Source organism: Modestobacter sp. VKM Ac-2982 (assembly GCF_026967935.1).
GTDB lineage: Bacteria > Actinomycetota > Actinomycetes > Mycobacteriales > Geodermatophilaceae > Modestobacter.
Genome location: NZ_JAPVBL010000001.1, coordinates 509,280 through 528,244 on the forward strand (window position 1 = coordinate 509,280; position 18,965 = coordinate 528,244).

Here is an 18,965-nt window from a genome sequence, read left to right on the forward strand (position 1 = left end):
CCGGGCAGTCGGGTGCGCCGCTAGCGTCGGCCCTCCGAGGGCGTTGCGTGCCGGCGCTCCCCGACAGAGAGGGGCACCCGTGTTCGAGAAGGTCCTGGTCGCCAACCGCGGCGAGATCGCCGTCCGCGCCTTCCGCGCCGCCTACGAGCTGGGTGCCGGGACGGTCGCCGTCTTCCCGCACGAGGACCGCAACTCCGTCCACCGGCTCAAGGCCGACGAGAGCTACGAGATCGGCGAGCCGGGCCACCCGGTGCGGGCCTACCTGGACGTCGCCGAGATCGTCCGGGCCGCCCAGCGCGCCGGTGCCGACGCGGTGTACCCCGGCTACGGGTTCCTGTCGGAGAACCCCGACCTGGCCGAGGCCTGCGCGCGCGCCGGGATCACCTTCGTCGGCCCGTCGGCGGCGGTGCTCGAGCTCACCGGGGACAAGTCCCGGGCGATCGCCGCGGCCCGCGAGGCCGGCCTGCCGGTGCTGCAGGGCACCGACCCCAGCGACGACGTCGACACCCTGCTGGCCGCGGCGGACGCGATCGAGGGCCCGGTCTTCGTCAAGGCGGTGGCCGGGGGTGGCGGGCGCGGCATGCGCCGGGTCGAGCAGCGCGACCAGCTGCGCAGCGCGATCGAGGCGGCGATGCGGGAGGCGGAGTCGGCCTTCGGGGACGCGACGGTCTTCCTCGAGCAGGCGGTGATCGACCCCCGGCACATCGAGGTGCAGATCCTGGCCGACGGGCAGGGGGACGTCATCCACCTCTACGAGCGCGACTGCTCGGTGCAGCGTCGGCACCAGAAGGTCATCGAGATCGCCCCGGCGCCGAACCTGGACCCGGCCCTGCGCGAGCGGATCTGCGCCGACGCCGTCGCCTTCGCCCGGCAGATCGGCTACAGCTGCGCGGGCACGGTGGAGTTCCTGGTGGACCGCGAGGGCCGGCACGTCTTCATCGAGATGAACCCGCGGATCCAGGTGGAGCACACGGTGACCGAGGAGGTCACCGACGTCGACCTGGTGGGCAGCCAGCTGCGGATCGCGGCGGGGGAGACGCTGGCCGACCTGGGGCTGACCCAGGAGTCGATCGTGCTCCGCGGGGCGGCGCTGCAGACCCGGATCACCACCGAGGACCCGGCCAACGGCTTCCGCCCGGACACCGGCCGGATCACCGCCTACCGCTCGCCCGGCGGCGCCGGGGTGCGGCTGGACGGCGCCGCCACCTTGGGCGCCGAGGTGGGCGCGCACTTCGACTCGATGCTGGTCAAGCTCACCTGCCGCGGCCGCACCTGGGACATCGCGGTCGCCCGGGCCCGCCGGGCGGTGGCCGAGTTCCGGATCCGCGGGGTCTCGACGAACATCCCGTTCCTGCAGGCGGTGCTGGACGACCCGGACTTCCAGGCCGGCCGGGTGACGACGTCGTTCATCGAGGAACGCCCCGAGCTGCTCACCGCCCGATCCTCGGCCGACCGCGGCACCAAGATGCTCACCTACCTGGCCGACGTCACGGTCAACGCCCCGCACGGTGAGCGCCCGCACCTGGTCGACCCGGTGGAGAAGCTCCCGCGGCTGGACCTGGCGCTGCACCCGCTGGACGGTTCCCGGGACCGGCTGCGCGAACTGGGGCCGGAGCGGTTCGCCGCCGACCTGCGTGCGCAGAAGGCGCTCGCGGTCACCGACACCACCTTCCGGGACGCGCACCAGTCGCTGCTGGCCACCCGGGTGCGCACCAAGGACCTGCTGGCCGTGGCCGGGCACGTGGCGCGGGCGACCCCGCAGCTGCTGTCGATCGAGGCCTGGGGCGGGGCGACCTACGACGTCGCGTTGCGGTTCCTGCACGAGGACCCGTGGGAGCGGCTGGCCGCGCTGCGCGAGGCGGTGCCCAACATCTGCCTGCAGATGCTGCTGCGCGGCCGCAACACCGTCGGCTACACCCCCTACCCGGAGCAGGTGACGACGGCGTTCGTCGCCGAGGCCGCGCGCACCGGGATCGACGTCTTCCGGGTGTTCGACGCGCTCAACGACGTCGGGCAGATGCGCCCGGCGATCGACGCCGTCCGGGAGACCGGGACGGCGGTCGCCGAGGTCGCCCTCTGCTACACTGCCGACCTCTCCGACCCGGCCGAGCAGCTCTACGACCTGGACTACTACCTGCGCCTGGCCGAGCAGATCGTCGAGGCCGGGGCGCACGTGCTGGCGATCAAGGACATGGCCGGGCTGCTCCGTCCGCCGGCGGCGGCCACCCTGGTCACCGCGCTGCGCGAGCGGTTCGACCTGCCGGTGCACCTGCACACCCACGACACCCCCGGCGGGCAGCTGGCCACGCTGATGGCGGCCTGGCAGGCCGGGGTCGACGCCGTGGACGGCGCCAGCGCGGCCCTGGCCGGGACGACGTCCCAGCCGGCGCTGAGCAGCATCGTCGCCGCCACCGACCACACCGAGCGGGCCACCGGCCTGGACCTGACGCGCGTCAACGACCTGGAGCCGTACTGGGAGTCGGTCCGCCGGGTCTACGCGCCCTTCGAGTCCGGGCTGCCGGCCCCGACCGGGCGGGTCTACACCCACGAGATCCCCGGCGGGCAGCTGTCCAACCTGCGCCAGCAGGCGATCGCCCTCGGGCTGGGGCAGCGGTTCGAGGAGGTCGAGGCGATGTACGCCGCGGCCGACCGGCTGCTCGGCCGGCTGGTCAAGGTCACGCCGTCGTCGAAGGTGGTCGGCGACCTGGCGCTGCAGCTGGTCGGTGCCGGGGTGGCGGTCGAGGACTTCGCCGCCGACCCCGGGAAGCACGACCTGCCCGACTCGGTGGTCGGGTTCCTCCGCGGTGAGCTGGGCGACCCGCCCGGCGGCTGGCCGGAGCCGTTCCGGTCACGCGCGCTGGAGGGGCGGCGCCCGGCCGAGCCGCCGGCGGAGCTGTCGGAGGAGGACCTGACCGGTCTGGCGAAGGAGCCGCGGTCGACGCTGAACCGGCTGCTGTTCCCCGGCCCCACCACGGAGTTCCAGGCCCACCGGGAGGCCTACGGGGACACGTCGGTGCTGCCCAGCAAGGAGTTCCTCTACGGGCTGCGGCAGGGCGTGGAGCACTCGGTCGACCTGGAGCCCGGGGTGCGGCTGCTGATCGCGATCGAGGCGATCTCGGACGCCGACGAGCGGGGGATGCGCACGGTGATGTGCACGCTCAACGGCCAGCTCCGGCCGGTGTCGGTGCGGGACCGGTCCGTCACCTCCGACGTCCAGCCCACCGAGAAGGCCGACCGCAGCGACCCGGGGCAGGTGGCCGCGCCGTTCGCCGGGGTGGTCAGCCTGTCGGTCGCCGAGGGCGACACGGTCGAGGCCGGGGCGCAGCTGGCCACCATCGAGGCGATGAAGATGGAGGCCGCGATCACCGCCCCCCGGGCCGGCACGGTCTCCCGGGTGGCGATCAGCGCCGTCCAGCAGGTCGAGGGCGGTGACCTGCTCGTCGTCCTGAGCTGAGCGACGGCCCCAGCCGCCTCCCTATCCGCTCCCCACCCAGCGCTCGCCGACGATCATGGGGTGGCGGTGGCGGCACGCCGAGCACGGCGGGGGTGTCGCCACCGCAGCTCCATGATCGTCGTGGCGGCGGCGGCGGCGGCGGCGGCGGCGGGCGAGCGGGGGGTGCGGGGTCAGCGGGCGGTCCAGCCGCCGTCCACGGTCAGGGTGTGGCCGGTGACCAGGCTGGCGGCCGGGGAGGCCAGGAAGGCCACGGCGGTGGCGACCTCCTCCGGCCGGCCGATCCGGTGCAGCGCGGCGATCCGGTCGACGACGTCGGCGCGGAACGCCGGGTCCGACAGCGCCGGCTCGGTGCCCGGCGTCTCGATGAAGGTCGGTGCCACCGCGTTGACCCGGATGCCCAGCTCACCCCACTCCACGGCCAGGCAGCGGGTCAGGTGGATGACCGCGGCCTTCGCGGTGCAGTAGGCGGACTCGCCGGGCAGCGCGACCAGCCCGGCCTGGGAGGCGACGTTGACGATCGCCCCGCCACCGGCCCGGGCCATGTGCCGGGCGGCGTGCTGGGCCAGGAAGAACGTCGAGCGGGTGTTGCGGGACCAGACGGCGTCGAAGTCCGCCTCGGTCAGCTCCAGCGCCGAGGCCATCACCCCGCCGCCGGCGTTGTTGACCAGGACGTCGACCGACCCGAGCTCGTCGACCACCCGGTCGATCGCCGCCCGGCTCCGGTCCAGGTCGGTCACGTCCATCGGGACGGCGACCACCCGGCGTCCGAGCGCGGTGATCTCCCCGGTGAGCCCGCCGTCGGAGGTGGCGTCGCGGAGGCCCAGGCCGATGTCGGCCCCGGCGGCCGCCAGCTCCAGGGCGATCGCCCGGCCGAGGCCACGCGCCGCCCCGGTGACCAGCGCGACCTGGCCCGCGAGGGCACTGCTGTCCGTCATCGTCGTCCTCTCGGTCCCTCGTCGACCGGACGGTCGTCCGGCGGGCAGCGTCGGGGCCACGGCGCGACGTCCGCCGGATCCCGCCCCGTCACATCCGCAGGGTAGGAAGACCGGGTGAGCGCACCAGTACGGACCACCGCGCGGTCGGGGTCCGGTCACCTCATCGCCCAGCTGTCGGCGCAGGCCCGGCGCATGCTGCAGACCGAGGCGGCCAGCGCCGGCCTGCTCGTCGTGGCGACCGCCCTGGCGCTCATCTGGGCGAACTCGCCGTGGGGCGACAGCTACGAGGCCTTCTGGCACACCGAGCTCTCCTTCGAGTTCGGCTCGACCGGCGTCGCCATGGACCTGCGGCACTGGGTCAACGACGGCCTGATGGTGTTCTTCTTCTTCCTCATCGGCATGGAGGTGCGCCGCGAGCTGTCGATGGGGGAGCTGACCGAGCGCAGCCGGCTCTCCGTCCCGGCCCTCGGCGCGATCGCCGGGCTGGTGGTGCCCGCGGGTCTCTACCTCGCGATCAACGCCGGTGGTCCCGGTGCGCACGGCTGGGGCATCCCGATGGCCACCGACACCGCCTTCGTCCTCGGCGCGCTGGCGCTGGTCGGCTCCCGCTGCCCCACCCAGCTGCGGGTCTTCCTGCTGTCGCTCTCCGTCGTCGACGACATCGGCGCGCTCACCGTGATCGCGGTCTTCTACTCCGACGACATCGACCTCATCGCCCTCGGCGTCGCGGTGCTGTGCGTGGTCGCCTTCGGGCTGCTCACCCGGCTGCAGGTGTGGCGCGGGCCGGCCTACTTCGCCGTCGGCGTGGTCATGTGGCTGGCGATGCACGCCTCCGGGGTCCACGCCACGATCGGCGGCGTCGTGCTGGGCCTGCTGGTCAGCGCCTACACACCCCGCCGGGACGAGGTCGAGTCCGCCGGCACGCTGGCCCGCGCCTTCCGGCAGGCCCCCGACGTCGCGCTGGCCCGCCGGGCGAAGCTGTCGGTGGAGCGCGCCATCTCGCCGAACGAGCGGATCGGCGCGCTGCTGGTGCCGTGGAGCGGGTACGTCGTCGTCCCGGTGTTCGCGCTGGCCAACGCGGGCGTGCAGTTCGACACCGAGCTGCTGGACCGGGCGCTCACCTCCCCGATCACCGTCGGCGTCTTCGTGGGCCTGGTCGTCGGCAAGTTCGTCGGCATCGGGCTGGCCTCGACCCTCGCCGTCCGCTTCGGCATGGGCTCGCTGCCGCCCGGGGTGACGCTGGCCGCCGTGTGGGGCGGGGCGGCGCTGTCCGGCCTGGGCTTCACCGTCTCGCTGTTCGTCGCCGACCTGGCCTTCGACGACCCGACGCTGCGTGAGGAGGCGATGGTCGGCGTCCTCGCCGCGGGCGTCGTCGCCGCCGCGCTGGGCGCGGTCTGGTTCTGGGCGCTGGGACGGCGCTCGCCCCAGGTGGCCCGCCCCGGCCCGCGGCAGCTGGACCCGCCGGTCGACCCGGCGGTCGACCACCTCCGCGGCCGGGTCGACGCACCGCTGACCCTGGTCGAGTACGGCGATGTCGAGTGCCCCTTCTGCGGCCGGGCGACCGGGGTGGTCGAGGAGCTGCGGCACCGGTTCGGCGACGACCTGCGGTACGTCTTCCGGCACCTCCCGCTGCCCGACGTCCACCCGCACGCCGAGCTCGCCGCCGAGGCCACCGAGGCCGCCGGCGCGCAGGGCGCCTTCTGGACGATGCACGACCGGCTGTTCGCCCACCAGGACCAGCTGGAGGCCGACCAGCTGCTCGACCACGCCGCCGCGCTCGGGCTGGACCTCGGCCGGTTCGCCGCGGAGCTGGGCAGCGGCACCCACGCGGCCCGGGTTCGCAGCGACGTCGTCGGCGCCGAGGCCAGCGGCGCGCGGGGCACCCCGACGTTCTTCGTCAACGGCGTCGGGCACGACGGCCCGACCACCACCGAGTCGCTCGCCGCCGCCCTGGTCGCCTCCGACCCGCGTGGTCCGGGCCACGGCAGCCTGCTGCCGGCGGCCGAGCTGGTCGCGCCGGCACGGTCGTCGGTCGCCTTCTCCCCGGCCGCCGAGCTGCCGGCGATCAGCGTGCTGCCCGGCGAACGCCTCGCCGAGACCCCGGACGACGGCTCCTCCCCGCGACTGTCCGAGGAGCACATCGCCGTGCTGCGGCGGGTGGGGCGCCGGCAGCGCACCGTCCGCGGGCAGGTGCTGCTGCGCTCGGGGCAGGCGGAGTTCGACTTCTTCGCCGTCATCGGCGGCACCGTGGCGGTCGTCGAGGGGCCGCTGGACGGCGGTCCGGACGGCGGCAAGCGGGTCGTGGCCGTCCACGGGCCGGGCCGTTTCCTGGGCGGGCTGAACATGCTGGCCGGGCAGCGGCCGGTGCGCTCGCTGGTGGCCGCCGAGGACGGCGAGGTGCTGGTGCTCAGCCTGGAGCAGCTGCGCGCCGTCTTCACCCGGGACCGCGGGCTGGCCGACGTCATCACCCGGTCGTTCCTGCTGCGCCGGGCGATGCTCATCGGACAGGCGAGCGGGCTGCGGGTGGTCGGCGACCGGCGGTGGCCGGCCAGCGCCGCACTGCAGGCCCAGCTGGCCGAGGACGGTGTGCCGCACACCTGGCTGGACCCGGCCGAGGACGCCGCCGCCGCCCGGCTGCTCGCCGAGATCGGCGCCGAGGACGCCGGCTCCCCGGTCGTGCTCACCCCCGACGGCCGGGTGCTGGTCGAGCCGACCCGTGAGGAGCTGGCCCGCTCAGCCGGCGCCTCGCGCGACCTGACGACCACATGAGGTCGCTCGACGAGGAGCTCACCGACCTGGCCGACCACTACCGCTGGTTCGCGCAGGTGGAGGCCGCGCCGCTCTCGCCGCGGTACGCCGCGCTCGCCGCCGCGGTCGCCGAGGACGCCGAGGTGCTGGCCTTCCTCGGCACCCTGCCGCGGCCCAAGCGGCAGGCCAACCTGCTGCTGGGTGCGCTCCAGTACGGGCCGCTGGTCAACGCCGGAGACGTGCGAGCCGTGTGGGCGGTGCTCGACCCCGGCCGTCAGCGCGCCGTGGTCGACGCGCTGAGGACGGTCACGCTGCATTCGCCGGGCCGGGGACGGCGCAACTTCGACGCCGAGTCGGTCGGGGTCACGCCGCGCTGACGTCGGCCGTACCGCGCCGGCGGCGTGGCTGAAGAAAACTCCGTCTCTGAGCTGCATCGACCGCCCCTTGCTGATCCGGCGTACTCCGATCGGCTGCTGTTGGCAATCGGTCACGTAGCGGCAAGCAGTGCCCAACTCGAAGACCTGCTGCCAGAGATGCTGGCGGACTTCGTCGGCCACCTGTGGGCCGGGGTCTTGTGGGAGAGGCAGTCGACCGAGTGGCTGTTGCGGTCGGCGTCGCGGCTCTTGTCCGAAACAGACCCGTACAACCGCGAGTACGCGGCCGGCCAGCACAAAGGCTTCTACGCACTGGTGGCCCAGGGGCGAAGGTTGAGTGGGCTTCGGAACTTTGTGGTGCATGGATGGTTCCGCCGTAACGGTGTGCTGGAAGACGACCTGATCTCGCGGCCCTGGGGCAACTGGGACTCTGAGACGCCGTTATTTTGCATGCCTTCTCGCACCGGCTCGCTCCTGCAAGAGCAGATGTTCGCCGTGACTGACGTTGAGCGACTGGCCGACGAGCTGAGCGACCTCGCGGTGCGCTGGGCGGCTCTCTGGCAGGAGATGCGCGGCGGCTGGGTCTTGCGTCGTTGGAATGTTGAGCCGGCCGAAGGAGACGCATGAGCACGACGGAGCTGGTCGTGTAGATCGTGGGCGCGTAGCAGATGCACCCCGCGCGGCTGGTGGTCGGCGAGCTGCGCCAGGGAGGAGCGCCTGGACCTGGCGGAGTCAAGCTTCGACGAGTAGGCAGCCGCGAATCGGTCGGTTGGAGCCGCCGACGCAGGGCCAGCCTCTGACATAGCTTGACCGTGTGAGCGACTACAACGACGGGATCGTCCGGCGGTTCGTGTAGTTGAGACCTCGTCGAGCTAGACGCCACGACACCACGCGTCGGCGTTGGCTGCACCCGGTCGCTTGATTGGTGCCGCCTATGTCGAGTACGCGTGTCGAGTGCCACTTTCCGGGCTGGAGAGGTCGTCGTGGCTAGGGATTGCGAATGGACCGAAAGACTTCAACCGCTTCTCTAACATCCGACATGAGGCTTGGAGTGAGCCCAGCGCGTGCCAAGGCGAGGACTCCGAAAGCGGTCAAGGCCGTGATTACGGGCAACGTGTAGGAGCCGATATCGAGCGCGGCGAGGATCGTGGCGCCGATGAAGCACGCGACGGCGACGGCTCCCACCAGGATTCGTGTCCGCCAGGACGGACCGGCTGGCATCGGTGCCGGCGTAACGGTGCGCACCAAGTGCCAATCGTTTGCCAGGACATGCGCGAAGTCCCGGGTCAACTCCTTCAGTATTAACGGGTAGTGTAGCGGGCTCAGAGTCTTGAACCGTCGTAACCGGGTGGCGATGCCTTTCGCCCAGTGCTCAAAATTCTGTGTTGCGACTGGATCACCTGGATCTAGGTGATGTGGTATGCGTTCAAACACTCTCGCTAAGGCTTCAAAACGTCGGTTCATCCTTGCCCTGCGGTCGAGCGTGGCTCCAGTCGTGCAACCCATATCAAGATCTCCCACGGCAATGCCGAGCCAAAGCAGTGCATCATGGGGGGCGGATCGCCGCATCGCACCTTTGTGCGCGCTGAAGAATGCAAGCAAGGCAAGTAGCAGAAATGGAACTAGGAGCCAAGCTGATACCAAAAGACTCTCGACGATACGCTGGGCCAGCGCAACTCCGGTCAGTCCGGCCGACCAGTGGTCATGGATTGCCAAAGTCGCGACGGTGACGCTGAAGAGAGCGCCGAGGATGATCAGTGCGTAGAACACTAAGTAACTGGGGCGGTAGATCCGGGAACTCTTAGCGTCGGCGACCGCGAGGGCTTTCAAGATGTCTTCTTCACTCCGCGTCCGAGTCGCAGCAAGGCGGGCCGCACGATCGAGGGAGCCCTGGCGCTCTCGCAGGCGCGCCTTTCGCTTGCGACTAGCCATGGCGCAGGATCTCCTCGGGTAGTTGGCTTGTCCGTCCTGCAGCCGCCTGGGGCGGCTTGAAGTCTCGCCGTAGTTGGCGCTGAGCCAACGGGCTGCGCTGAAAGCGTGCTCTCGCAGGAATCGTTCGGCGAATCCAGGCAGCGCACTGCCGTCGGTGGGGCCGCCACCTGCGGACCGGCCGTGCCTACTTGCCGCTACGCACACTGTCGCAGGAGCCGCGCATGCACGCAGGCGGCAGGATTGCTCCCGTGAACGTCGACACGCCCCTGTGGGTTCTCCTGACGCGAGCGCCTTCGGTGGTGCTGTACTCACTGGCCGGGTCACCCTGGGCACCAAGCTGCTCGATCTAAGGCATCGACACGACGCGACGAGGCGTGATCCCTACGTGGAGGCGATGGCCGCGCTTGACTCTCTTCATCGGGCCTTGGTGGATGCATGCTGGTTGTAGGAGGATCAGGGGCCTGTGCCGTCTGACGCGGAGACGCCAACACCGCCTCTGCAGGAAGCCCTGGACGCACTGAATGCAGCTCGGCTGGCTGTGCTGAAGGTCAACCTCTCCGCGCCAACAAGAGTGGCCGCGCTCATGGTCGACGTCTATGTCGGCCTGCAGGCGGACTACAGGAGGATGGAGCATGCGTTCGAAGGTCAGCAGCTGGAGGAGCGGCTAGAGGCGCCTCCGTTCCCGGCGACGCTGTGGACGACTTGCGAGTTGCCGTCCGGCGTGATCTTGGTGTTAGGCGGCTGAAGCTGAACTTCTAGTCCTTTCAGAAACCTGTGTAGTAGCTCTAGCTTTCCTTCTTGCCATGGAGGCCCGGGGGCATGCACCTGTGGCGGTGCCTGCCTCGCGTCGCGCCGTTAAGTTCGCTGGGCCGACTACCGTGCGGTAAAGGTTTAGATGGACCCGGTGCAGCACGCCGCCCTGTCGCGGTGGCACAACACTTGGCCAATTTCTTGGTGCCGTATCGATCGTGGCCCCCGGGTGGTCGCCCGGGTCAGTACACGTCCGGGAACCGGGCTCGTCGTCGGAATAGTCCTTGTGGTGCTTCTTGGAGCCCTAGGACTGGTGCTGCGGGGACTCGGCGGGCTGAAACAGTCCCCGAGAGTGAATGCCTACGGCTACTTCGTCGGGGCGGTGGCGTACGCGGCCACGACTTCAGACACTTCCAAATGGTTTGCCGGTTTTCACGCAGTCGTAGCAAGGTCGCTGCCTCGCGGTTCGAATCGGGGCGACCGTAGCAATCTGTGCACTAGATCTGGCTACTTGCTGCGGTGCGTCTGCCTGATGTCTTGCCCTTGAAGGCGTGCCCACCCGCACCGTGACGGCGGTCGGACTCAGGCCGACCAGGTGGTGTTCGGCGGGCGGCGGTGGTCGATGGTGTGCGGCACGAAGAACGACAGGTCGTCGGTGATCAGCCCGTCGGACTCGCGGATGCCCAGGCCTGCGGCCTCGCCGTCGACCACCCAGGTGCCGAGCACCGGGTGGTGCGGGCCGTCGGGGCCGGCGAAGTCCGGGAGTGCGCACAGTTGCTGCACGACCCAGCCCTCCGCGCCGTACTTCCCACCGAGTGAGGCCAGGGGCTCGCCCCCGGGGGCGAACAGCTCGACGTTGTTGCCCTCCCGGCCGAACAGCGGCTTGCGGGCGTAGCCGGTCTGCTCCAGCTCGGCCGCCCGGGGATCGTCGGCGAAGTACGCCCGGAGCAGGTGCTTGCCGATCACCGGGTCGTCGGCGTAGCGCTGCCACAGCACCGGCAGCAGCCCCTTGTTCGACCACAGCATCTTCCAGATCGGCTCGATCCAGGTCGTGCCGTCGGGGGTCCACAGGTCGGCGATGACCGAGGGGCCGTACGCGTCCTCGAGCAGCCACTCCCAGGGGTAGAGCTTGAAGAGGACGTCGATCCGGTTGCCCTTGGGGTCGTAGAACCGGGCGTCCCCGGTGTCCAGGGCGAGCTCCTCGGTGGTGAGCACCACCGTTTCGTAGCCGGCCCGCTGGACGGTGTCGGCCAGGTAGGCCACCGTCATCCAGTCCTCACCGCTGCGGTCGCCGTCGGTCCAGGCCAGGTGCACCCGGGGACGGCGGCCGTGCTCGGCCTCCCAGCGGGACAGGTTGCGCCGCCAGGCGTCCACCAGTCGGTCGTCCAGCTGGTTCCACTGGTCGCGGCCCTGGCCGGTCTCCAGGTGCCAGGCCCACTGCACGACCGCGGCCTCGACCAGCGAGGTCGGGGTGTCGGCGTTGAACTCCAGCAGCCGGACGGCGCCCTCGCCGTCCCACCACAGGTCGAAGCGGCCGTAGACGCTGGGCGGCTCGGCCTCCCAGGTGGCCTTGATGACCTCGCGGGCGTCGCGCGGGATCCGCATCCGGTCCAGCAGCCGCTCGTCGGCCAGCGCCACATCACCGGCCTCCACGCAGGCGGCGAAGAGCTGGTCGGTCACGTCGGCCAGGTGGTCGATCTGGGCGGCGGTGAAGTCGTAGAACACGTCCTCGCGCCAGTACGAGCGGGTCTCACCGCCCGGGACGGTCGTCTTGTTGTAGACCAGCCCCTGGCTCTCGATCTCGGCCTCCCAGCCGCGCCGGGCCGTGCCGTAGAGCCGTCTCATGAGCCGACGCTCCCGCTCCCGACCCGGCCCGAGCCGATCCCGCCGGAGATCCGGGTGCCGGAGGTCACCCGGCCGCTGCCGGGCAGCCCGGCCCGGGTCCGCGCGGTGGTGTCGGCGGGGTTCACCCGGGTCGCGGCACCGGTGTACTGCTGCGGGATGGTCTGCCCGACCGCGTACCGGTTGCCGCCGAAGCCACCCAGCAGGAAGAAGTAGGGCACCCCGCCGATGAAGCCGCCGTTGCGCTCGGCCTCCTCACACTGCTCCTCGTCGACGACCTGGTCCTGGTCGTCGACGCAGTAGACCCGCTCGGCCTCCTGCTCCTCGCCTCCGGTGCCGCAGGCGGACAGGAAGCCCATCGCCGCACCGGTCAGGCTGACCGTGCCGATCGCCGCCCGCACCCGGTTGCTCCTCGACGTGCTCACCGTCCGCGCTCCTCACCTGGGCGTCCACCGTGTCCCCGGACCGCACATGCTGTCGGACCCGGCGCCCTCCGGTGCACCCGACCCCTCGCATCATCCTCGGGACCGGCTGTGGGGTGCCGCAGCACCGCCGGGGTAGGGGACGGCGATGGACCTCGCAACGCACCGGACCGGCTCCGGCGACCCCCTCGTCCTCGTGCACGGGCTCGGTGGGTCCTGGCGCTCCTGGGACCCGGTGCTCCCCGGCCTGGCCGCGGCGCGCGAGGTGGTGGCGGTGGACCTGCCCGGCTTCGCCGGCGACACCCCACCACTGGCGGACCCCACCTTCGGCTCGCTCACCGACGCCGTGGCCGACTGGCTCCGGGCCGAGGGGCTGGCCGACGCCCCGCTGGTCGGCAGCTCGCTCGGGGCCCGGATGGTGCTGGAGCTGTCCCGGCGGGGGCTGGGCGGGGATGCCGTCGCCCTCGACCCGGGCGGGTTCTGGACCGACCGGGAGGCTGCGGTCTTCCTCGCGAGCCTGCGCGCCTCGATCGCGCTGGTGCGCCGGGTGCGGCCGGCGCTCCCTGCCGTGCTGGGCAACCCGGCCGGGCGGACGGCGCTGCTGGCCCAGTTCTCCGCCCGTCCGTGGGCGCTGGACCCAGACGTGGTCACCCGCGAGTTGACCGGGTACGCGCTGTCGCCCTCCTTCGACGCCGTCCTCACCGACCTCGCCCGCGGGCCCCGCCAGCAGGGCGCCCCGGCCGGGTCGCTGCCCGGCCGGCTGACCATCGGCTGGGGACGGCGGGACCGGGTGACCCTCGCCCGCCAGGCGGCGCGGGCCGTCGAGGCCTTCCCTGACGCCGAGCTGCACTGGTTCGACGGCTCCGGCCACTTCCCGATGTGGGACGTGCCGGCCGAGACCGTCGACCTGGTCCTCGCCGCCACGGCCCGGGGCTGACCAACGCCGAGTGACGAGTCCTGTACGCCTCCCGGGGGGGCGAGGCGCGCACAGGTCGCCACTCGGCGGCTCAGTGCAGCGGGATCTCCGGCTCGTCCGGGGTGCGCGGACCGGTCAGCCGCCGCTCGGCCTCGGTGATCGGGACGTCGTTGATGCTGGCCTCCCGCCGCCGCATCAGCCCGTGCGCGTCGAACTCCCAGTTCTCGTTGCCGTAGCTGCGCCACCACTGCCCGGCGGCGTCGTGCCACTCGTACTGGAACCGGACGGCGATCCGGTCGTCGGAGAACGCCCACAGCGACTTGCGCAGCACGTAGTCCTGCTCGCGCGCCCACTTGGCGGTGAGGAAGGCGACGATCTCGGCGCGGCCGGTGAGGAAGGTGTCCCGGTTCCGCCACACCGAGTCCTCGGTGTAGGCCAGGGAGACCCGCTCGGGGTCACGGCTGTTCCAGGCGTCCTCGGCCGCCTGCACCTTCGCGGCGGCGGTCTCGGCGGTGAACGGGGGCAGCGGCGGGCGGTCGGTCACCGGCCCATCCTGGACCAGCACTGCAGGTCAGAGCGAGGAGAGGTCGTCCGGGACGTCGACGGCCTGGGACCGGAGCGCGTCCAGCGGCACGACCTCCAGGGCCCGGGCGTTGGTGGCGGCCAGCACCACGCCGGCCGGCGCACCGGCCTGGAGGGCCTGGAACCAGCGGACGGCGACCACGCACCAGCGGTCGCCGGGTCGCAGGCCGGGGAAGGAGTGCTCCGGGCGCGGGGTGACCAGGTCGTTGCCCAGCTCGCGCTGCATCTGGAGGAACTCGGCGGAGACCACCGCGCACACCGTGTGGCTGCCCAGGTCGGCCGGGCCGGTGCGGCACGACCCGTCCCGGGTGAAGCCGGTCATCGGGTCGGTGCTGCACGGCTCCAGCGGGCCACCGAGCACGTTGCGGTCCTCGCCGGGGTCGGTCATGGGGTGATCATCGCGCCGCCGGAGCCCGCCTGCTGGGTGGGTGGTGTGCCCCTGAGTCGCGCCCGACCGGCCTGACCGGGAGGCTGGGGTGGTGCGAGTACTGGTCACTGGGGCGTCGGGGTTCGTCGGCAGCAGGCTGGCGCCTGCTCTGGAGGAGGCCGGGCACGAGGTCCGGGCGATGACCCGGCACCCGGACAGCTACTCCGGGGCCGGCACGGCGGTGCAGGGGGACGTCGGTGACGAGGCGTCGCTGCGCGCCGCGCTCGCCGACTGCGAGGCCGCCTACTACCTGGTCCACTCGCTGGACTCGGCGGACTTCCAGGAGAAGGACGCCAAGGCCGCCCGCTCCTTCGCCCGGGCCGCAGCCGATGCCGGGATCCGCCGGATCGTGTACCTGGGCGGGCTCGGCAACGACTCCGACGACCTCTCCGCCCACCTGCGCAGCCGTCGCCAGGTCGAGCGGCTGCTGGGCGAGACCGGCGTGCCGGTCACCGCGCTGCGGGCCGGGATCGTGGTCGGCCACGGTGGGGTCTCCTGGGAGATGACCCGGCAGCTCGTCGCCCACCTGCCGGCGATGGTCACCCCGCGCTGGGTGCACACCCGGACCCAGCCGATCGCGATCGCGGACGTCGTCCGGTACCTGGTCGGGGTGCTGGAGGCCCCGGAGGCCGAGGGCCGGGCGTTCGACGTGGGCGGCCCCGAGGTGCTGGAGTACCTGGAGATGCTCACCCGGGTCGCGGAGATCCAGGGGCGCCGGCTGCTGATCGTCCCGGTGCCGCTGCTGAGCCCGAAGCTCTCCTCCTACTGGCTGTCGCTGGTCACCGACGTCGACGTGCAGACCGGCCGGTCGCTGATCGACTCGATGACCAACGAGGTGGTGGTGAAGGACGACTCCATCCGCCGGGTCGTCCCGTTCGAGCCGATGCCCTACGACGAGGCGGTGCTGACCGCGCTGGGCGAACGCGCCCGGGCGCGCCGGGACGCCCGGGGGTCGAAGACGGCGGGACTGGCCGGATGACCCGCACCGAGCGGCGGCCGGGGCAGGCGGTGCTGTCCGACGCCCGGCTGACCCGGTTGCTGCGCCGGGCGCCGTCCTGGCTGGTGGACAAGGTGCCGCGCGACCACCGCGAGTCCGACGAGGCCTTCCGCCGTCGCCGGCGGGTGACCGCCGGGGTCTCGCTGGCCGGCGCCGGGCTGCTCGGGGTGTCGCTGTCGCAGAAGCCGGGCTCGACGTCGTTCTACGCGCTGACCCTCGGCGTGGCGGGCACCTGGGTGGCCGGCGGCCTCGCCTCCGGGCCGCTGCACCTGGGCTGGGTGCAGACCCCGAAGGCCACGTTGCGGCGTCCGCTGCTCACCCCGGTCGTGGCCGGGGCGGCGGCCTTCGCGTCCTTCTACGGCGCGGCGCTGGTCGCCAAGCGCATCCCGCCGCTGGACGCGGCGATCTCCCGGGTGCTGCGCTACGCCCAGCAGGGCTCCGCACCGCTGGTGCTCACCACGACGCTGGCCAACGGCATCGCCGAGGAGGTCTTCTTCCGCGGGGCTCTGTACGCGGCGGCCGGCGTCCACCACCCGGTGCTCAAGTCCTCCGCCGTCTACACGCTGGCCACCGTCGCGACCCGCAACCCGGCGCTGGTGATCGCCTCGGTGCCGATGGGCCTGATGTTCGCGCTGCAGCGGCGGGTCACCGGCGGCATCCAGGCGCCGGTGCTCACCCACGCCACCTGGTCGGTGCTGATGCTGCGGTTCCTGCCGCCGCTGTTCGCCGACGAGCCCTCGGTGGACGACCCGCACCCGGCTCAGGAGCTCTGACCCCGCTCAGGCCGCGCGGGCCAGCAGTTCCTTCAGGGCCCGGTCGATGAACTCGTTGTCGGCCGGATGCTGACCCAGGCCCGCGAAGTGCCCGTAGATCGTCGGGATCACCCGGACCTCACCGTTCGGGATGAACTGCGACGCCCACTCCTCGTCCTCGGGCGGGAAGTACAGGTCGGTCCTGGCCGGCATGGCCAGCAGTGGGCAGCGGATCGAGCGCAGCGCCGCCTCGGTGTCGCCGTCGAAGCCCGGGGTCTTCCCGACGTCGCCGTGCTCCCAGGTCCACAGCATCCCCAGCAGGTCGTTGGGGTCCCGGTCGTCGAGCCAGAAGCCCTCCCAGAACCCGACGAGGAAGTCCTCGAGGGAGGAGAAGCCCAGGTTGCGATACTCGCGCTGCCAGTAGAAGGCCTGCGACAGGCCCCAGCCGGCGTAGATCCGGGCGAAGGCCCGCAAGCCGGCGGTGGGGAGCGCGTCGGGCCGGTAGCGGCCGCCCGCGAACGCCGGGTCGAGGGTGAGGGCGGCGCGCAGGCTCTTCAGGAAGACCTGGTTGTGCTCGCTGGTGACCGCCGACCCGACGATCGGCGCCGCCCGCTTCACCATCTCGGGGTGGCTGACCGCCCACTGGTAGGTCTGGCCGGCGCCCATGGAGGAGCCGAGGACCAGCTCGACGGTCTCGATCCCCCACTTCTGCGTGAGCAGCCGGTGCTGCACGTCGACCTGGTCGTAGAAGGTGACCGGCGGGAAGGCAGGCCCGTCGTAGGGCGGCGGGGTGTTGCTCGGCGACGTCGACAGGCCGTTGTTCAGCTGGTTGGGCATCACGATGAAGTACTCGTCGGGGTCGCAGGCCAGGCCCGGTCCGACCGACCACTCGTTGGCGTCGTGCCAGGCGCTGTACCAGGTGGGGTGCACTATCACGTTGGACTTCTCGGCGTTCAGCGTGCCGTACGTCTTGTAGGCGAGCTGGGCTCCGCGCAGGGTCGCGCCGCCCTGCAGGACGACGTCCCCCAGGTCGAAGAGCTCGTGGTCGGTGGGCCGCGGCATCGCTGCTCCTCAGGACTCGGGGCGGGCGGTCAGAAGCTCGATCGGGGGACGCCCATGCCCGGGTCGATCCGCGTCGGTCCGGACGCCGAGGGGGTGACGTCGACGTCGAAGATCCCGGTGGGGAGGTAGACGGTGGCGCAGGAGTTGGGGATGTCGACGACCCCGGACAGCCGGCCCTCGATCGGCGCGGCGCCGAGGATCATGTACGCCTGCTCGGGCGACCAGCCGAACTTCGTCAGGTAGTCGATCGCGTGCAGGCAGGCCCGCTGGTAGGCCAGGTGCGAGTCCAGGTAGCGCTGCTCGTCGTCCAGCGTCACCGACGTCCCGGAGAAGGCCAGCCACTTCTCGTACCGGGGGTCGACGTTGCCGGGCATGAAGATGGCGTTCTCGCCGACCCCGTAGGTCTCCATGCCGCCCTTGATCAGGTCGACGTGCAGGTCGATGAAGCCGCCCATCTCGATCGCCCCGCAGAAGGTGATCTCGCCGTCGCCCTGGGAGAAGTGCAGATCGCCCAGCGACAGCTTCGCCCCGGGGACGTAGACGGGGTAGAAGACCCGGCTGCCCTTGGTCAGGTTCTTGATGTCCTGGTTGCCGCCGTTCTCCCGCGGCGGAGCGGTGCGGGCGGCCTCGCCGGCGACGCGGTCGAACTCGGCCCCGGTCAGGCCGGACAGGATGGCGTCCTGCGGCAGCGGGGGCAGCGCCAGCGGCGGGACCCGGTCGGGATCGGTGGCGATCAACGCACCCTCGCGCCGGTTCCAGCGGGCCAGCAGCTCCGCCGACGGCGCGGTGCCCATCAGGCCGGGGTGCACGATGCCGGTGAACGACACGTGCGGGACGTGCCGGGAGGTCGCGGTCTGCCCGGCGAAGTCCCAGATCACCTTGTAGGCGTCGGGGAACTGGTCGGTCAGGAAGCCGCCGCCGTTCTGCTTGGCGAAGATGCCCGTGTACCCCCAGCCCTGCCCGGCGAGCGGGCCGGAGTCCTCCTGCGGGATCGGCCCGACGTCGAGGATGTCGACGATCAGCAGGTCACCGGGCTCGGCACCCTCCACGGCGAAGGGGCCGCTGAGCACGTGCACCGTGGACAGCGGCGCGTCCCGGATGTCGTCGGCGGAGTCGTCGTTGTGGATCGCCCCGTCGAACCACTCGCGGCAGTCGACCCGGAAGGTGTCCCCGGGCCGGACGGTCACCTGGGCCGGGATGTCGGGGTGCCAGCGGTTGTGGCCGATGTGCTGCTGCTCGGTGAACGGCTTGCTGGAGTCGAGGGGGAACAGGCGCTCGGGCATGGCTGGCTCCTGGGCTCGGGTCGGGCTGCGGGCGTCTGGCCGGCGGTCCGGTGCGGGGCCGCACGCCGCCGGGGGTGGGTCGGGTTCGCCGTCGGATCGGCAGGAGAGCGACCTCAGGGCCGCGGCAGCCGACTCAGGGCCGGGTTGCGCAGCACGTCGGCCCGGCGGCCGGCGCGCGGACCGGGGGGCGGGGCGGAGACGACGTCGGGCTGGTCGCTGGTGCGCTCCGTGCGCTCGAGCAGCCCACGACGCACCGGGGAGCCGAACGAGAGGCGGGGTGCGGTGAACACCCGGGCGGCGGTCGAGCCGCAGGTGGGGCACGGGACCGTGGGTGGAGCGGCGCCCATGGCGCAGCGGGCCTCGGTCGTGCCGTGGTGGGTGCAGCGGTACAGGTAGACGGCGATGTCGGACCTCCGGGTGACCGGCGGAGGGTCACTCGGCCCTCCGGACCAGGCGCACGCTCGTCCCGCCGCGAGGAGGTGGTCAAGG

The 18,965-nt window shown here is 72.1% G+C and carries 17 protein-coding genes; 8 read left to right on the top strand and 9 right to left on the bottom strand.

Going from position 1 to position 18,965, the window contains the following annotated elements; translation table 11 throughout:
- Window positions 1-79: 79 nt before the first annotated feature.
- Window positions 80-3,454 (top strand): pyruvate carboxylase, encoded by a 3,375-nt coding sequence (locus O2W20_RS02520; protein ID WP_269170178.1) that lies wholly within the window; start codon window positions 80-82, stop codon window positions 3,452-3,454.
- A 170-nt stretch (window positions 3,455-3,624) separates the two neighbouring features.
- On the opposite strand, the gene O2W20_RS02525 is transcribed toward O2W20_RS02520, so the two are convergent.
- Entirely contained in the window at window positions 3,625-4,389 is a 765-nt protein-coding gene (locus O2W20_RS02525; protein WP_269170179.1) for an SDR family NAD(P)-dependent oxidoreductase, read from the bottom strand.
- Window positions 4,390-4,503: 114 nt separating this feature from the next.
- Between O2W20_RS02525 and nhaA the strand changes: the two genes are divergently transcribed.
- Genes nhaA through O2W20_RS02540 form a run of 3 tightly spaced genes read left to right on the top strand, consistent with a single transcriptional unit; the run spans window position 4,504 to window position 8,138 of the window.
- Window positions 4,504-7,158 carry a Na+/H+ antiporter NhaA gene (gene nhaA, locus O2W20_RS02530; RefSeq protein ID WP_269170180.1) on the top strand — a complete coding sequence of 885 codons (2,655 nt, stop codon included), beginning with the start codon at window positions 4,504-4,506 and terminating at the stop codon, window positions 7,156-7,158.
- Window positions 7,155-7,514 carry a DUF2332 family protein gene (locus tag O2W20_RS02535; RefSeq protein ID WP_269170181.1) on the top strand — a complete coding sequence of 120 codons (360 nt, stop codon included), beginning with the start codon at window positions 7,155-7,157 and terminating at the stop codon, window positions 7,512-7,514. The genes nhaA and O2W20_RS02535 overlap by 4 nt, the downstream gene beginning before the upstream one ends.
- Before the next feature lie 24 nt (window positions 7,515-7,538).
- Window positions 7,539-8,138, top strand: a complete 600-nt coding sequence (locus O2W20_RS02540) for a hypothetical protein (protein WP_269170182.1) — start codon at window positions 7,539-7,541, stop codon at window positions 8,136-8,138.
- Window positions 8,139-8,498: 360 nt separating this feature from the next.
- Here the strand turns inward: O2W20_RS02540 and O2W20_RS02545 are convergent, their stop codons facing one another.
- Complete coding sequence (locus tag O2W20_RS02545) at window positions 8,499-9,443, bottom strand: hypothetical protein (RefSeq protein ID WP_269170183.1); 945 nt, start codon at window positions 9,441-9,443, stop codon at window positions 8,499-8,501.
- A gap of 463 nt (window positions 9,444-9,906) precedes the next feature.
- Between O2W20_RS02545 and O2W20_RS02550 the strand changes: the two genes are divergently transcribed.
- On the top strand, window positions 9,907-10,188 hold the full coding sequence (locus tag O2W20_RS02550) for a hypothetical protein (RefSeq protein WP_269170184.1): 282 nt from the start codon (window positions 9,907-9,909) through the stop codon (window positions 10,186-10,188).
- Window positions 10,189-10,775: 587 nt separating this feature from the next.
- On the opposite strand, the gene O2W20_RS02555 is transcribed toward O2W20_RS02550, so the two are convergent.
- Window positions 10,776-12,038, bottom strand: a complete 1,263-nt coding sequence (locus O2W20_RS02555) for a glutathionylspermidine synthase family protein (protein WP_269170185.1) — start codon at window positions 12,036-12,038, stop codon at window positions 10,776-10,778.
- The gene (locus tag O2W20_RS02560; RefSeq protein ID WP_269170186.1) at window positions 12,035-12,460 is read right to left on the bottom strand and encodes a hypothetical protein; all 426 of its coding nucleotides are present in this window, start codon (window positions 12,458-12,460) and stop codon (window positions 12,035-12,037) included. Before O2W20_RS02560 ends, O2W20_RS02555 begins: the two co-directional genes overlap by 4 nt.
- A 145-nt stretch (window positions 12,461-12,605) precedes the next feature.
- Here O2W20_RS02560 and O2W20_RS02565 point away from each other — a divergent pair, with 145 nt between their 5' ends.
- On the top strand, window positions 12,606-13,394 hold the full coding sequence (locus O2W20_RS02565; RefSeq protein WP_269170187.1) for an alpha/beta fold hydrolase: 789 nt from the start codon (window positions 12,606-12,608) through the stop codon (window positions 13,392-13,394).
- A gap of 70 nt (window positions 13,395-13,464) precedes the next feature.
- Here O2W20_RS02565 and O2W20_RS02570 read toward each other — a convergent pair whose 3' ends face one another.
- Complete coding sequence (locus O2W20_RS02570; RefSeq protein ID WP_269170188.1) at window positions 13,465-13,917, bottom strand: nuclear transport factor 2 family protein; 453 nt, start codon at window positions 13,915-13,917, stop codon at window positions 13,465-13,467.
- 27 nt (window positions 13,918-13,944) lie between these two features.
- Complete coding sequence (locus O2W20_RS02575) at window positions 13,945-14,343, bottom strand: DUF2237 family protein (protein ID WP_269170189.1); 399 nt, start codon at window positions 14,341-14,343, stop codon at window positions 13,945-13,947.
- 91 nt (window positions 14,344-14,434) lie between these two features.
- On the opposite strand from O2W20_RS02575, the gene O2W20_RS02580 reads away from it, so the two are divergent.
- Together O2W20_RS02580 and O2W20_RS02585 are read left to right on the top strand one after the other, a co-directional pair.
- Window positions 14,435-15,361, top strand: a complete 927-nt coding sequence (locus O2W20_RS02580) for an NAD(P)H-binding protein (RefSeq protein ID WP_269170190.1) — start codon at window positions 14,435-14,437, stop codon at window positions 15,359-15,361.
- On the top strand, window positions 15,358-16,152 hold the full coding sequence (locus O2W20_RS02585; RefSeq protein WP_269170191.1) for a CPBP family intramembrane glutamic endopeptidase: 795 nt from the start codon (window positions 15,358-15,360) through the stop codon (window positions 16,150-16,152). Before O2W20_RS02580 ends, O2W20_RS02585 begins: the two co-directional genes overlap by 4 nt.
- Before the next feature lie 6 nt (window positions 16,153-16,158).
- Here the strand turns inward: O2W20_RS02585 and O2W20_RS02590 are convergent, their stop codons facing one another.
- The 3 genes from O2W20_RS02590 to O2W20_RS02600 all read right to left on the bottom strand — a co-directional run bounded on the left by O2W20_RS02590 (window position 16,159) and on the right by O2W20_RS02600 (window position 18,766).
- Window positions 16,159-17,193 (bottom strand): alpha/beta fold hydrolase, encoded by a 1,035-nt coding sequence (locus O2W20_RS02590; RefSeq protein ID WP_269170192.1) that lies wholly within the window; start codon window positions 17,191-17,193, stop codon window positions 16,159-16,161.
- Window positions 17,194-17,222: 29 nt separating this feature from the next.
- A complete protein-coding gene (gene fmdA, locus O2W20_RS02595; RefSeq protein ID WP_269170193.1) occupies window positions 17,223-18,476 on the bottom strand; it encodes a formamidase in 1,254 nt (417 codons plus the stop codon).
- A 113-nt stretch (window positions 18,477-18,589) separates the two neighbouring features.
- Complete coding sequence (locus O2W20_RS02600) at window positions 18,590-18,766, bottom strand: hypothetical protein (protein ID WP_269170194.1); 177 nt, start codon at window positions 18,764-18,766, stop codon at window positions 18,590-18,592.
- Window positions 18,767-18,965 lie beyond the last annotated feature (199 nt).

Bases quoted from the DNA above. Each gene is read 5' to 3' on its own strand.
- fmdA (WP_269170193.1), bottom strand. From the start codon at position 18,476: ATGCCCGAGCGCCTGTTCCCCCTCGACTCCAGCAAGCCGTTCACCGAG.
- O2W20_RS02555 (WP_269170185.1), bottom strand. From the start codon at position 12,038: ATGAGACGGCTCTACGGCACGGCCCGGCGCGGCTGGGAGGCCGAGATC.
- O2W20_RS02525 (WP_269170179.1), bottom strand. From the start codon at position 4,389: ATGACGGACAGCAGTGCCCTCGCGGGCCAGGTCGCGCTGGTCACCGGG.
- O2W20_RS02575 (WP_269170189.1), bottom strand. From the start codon at position 14,343: ATGACCGACCCCGGCGAGGACCGCAACGTGCTCGGTGGCCCGCTGGAG.
- O2W20_RS02585 (WP_269170191.1), top strand. From the start codon at position 15,358: ATGACCCGCACCGAGCGGCGGCCGGGGCAGGCGGTGCTGTCCGACGCC.
- O2W20_RS02545 (WP_269170183.1), bottom strand. From the start codon at position 9,443: ATGGCTAGTCGCAAGCGAAAGGCGCGCCTGCGAGAGCGCCAGGGCTCC.
- O2W20_RS02565 (WP_269170187.1), top strand. From the start codon at position 12,606: ATGGACCTCGCAACGCACCGGACCGGCTCCGGCGACCCCCTCGTCCTC.
- O2W20_RS02535 (WP_269170181.1), top strand. From the start codon at position 7,155: ATGAGGTCGCTCGACGAGGAGCTCACCGACCTGGCCGACCACTACCGC.
- O2W20_RS02590 (WP_269170192.1), bottom strand. From the start codon at position 17,193: ATGCCGCGGCCCACCGACCACGAGCTCTTCGACCTGGGGGACGTCGTC.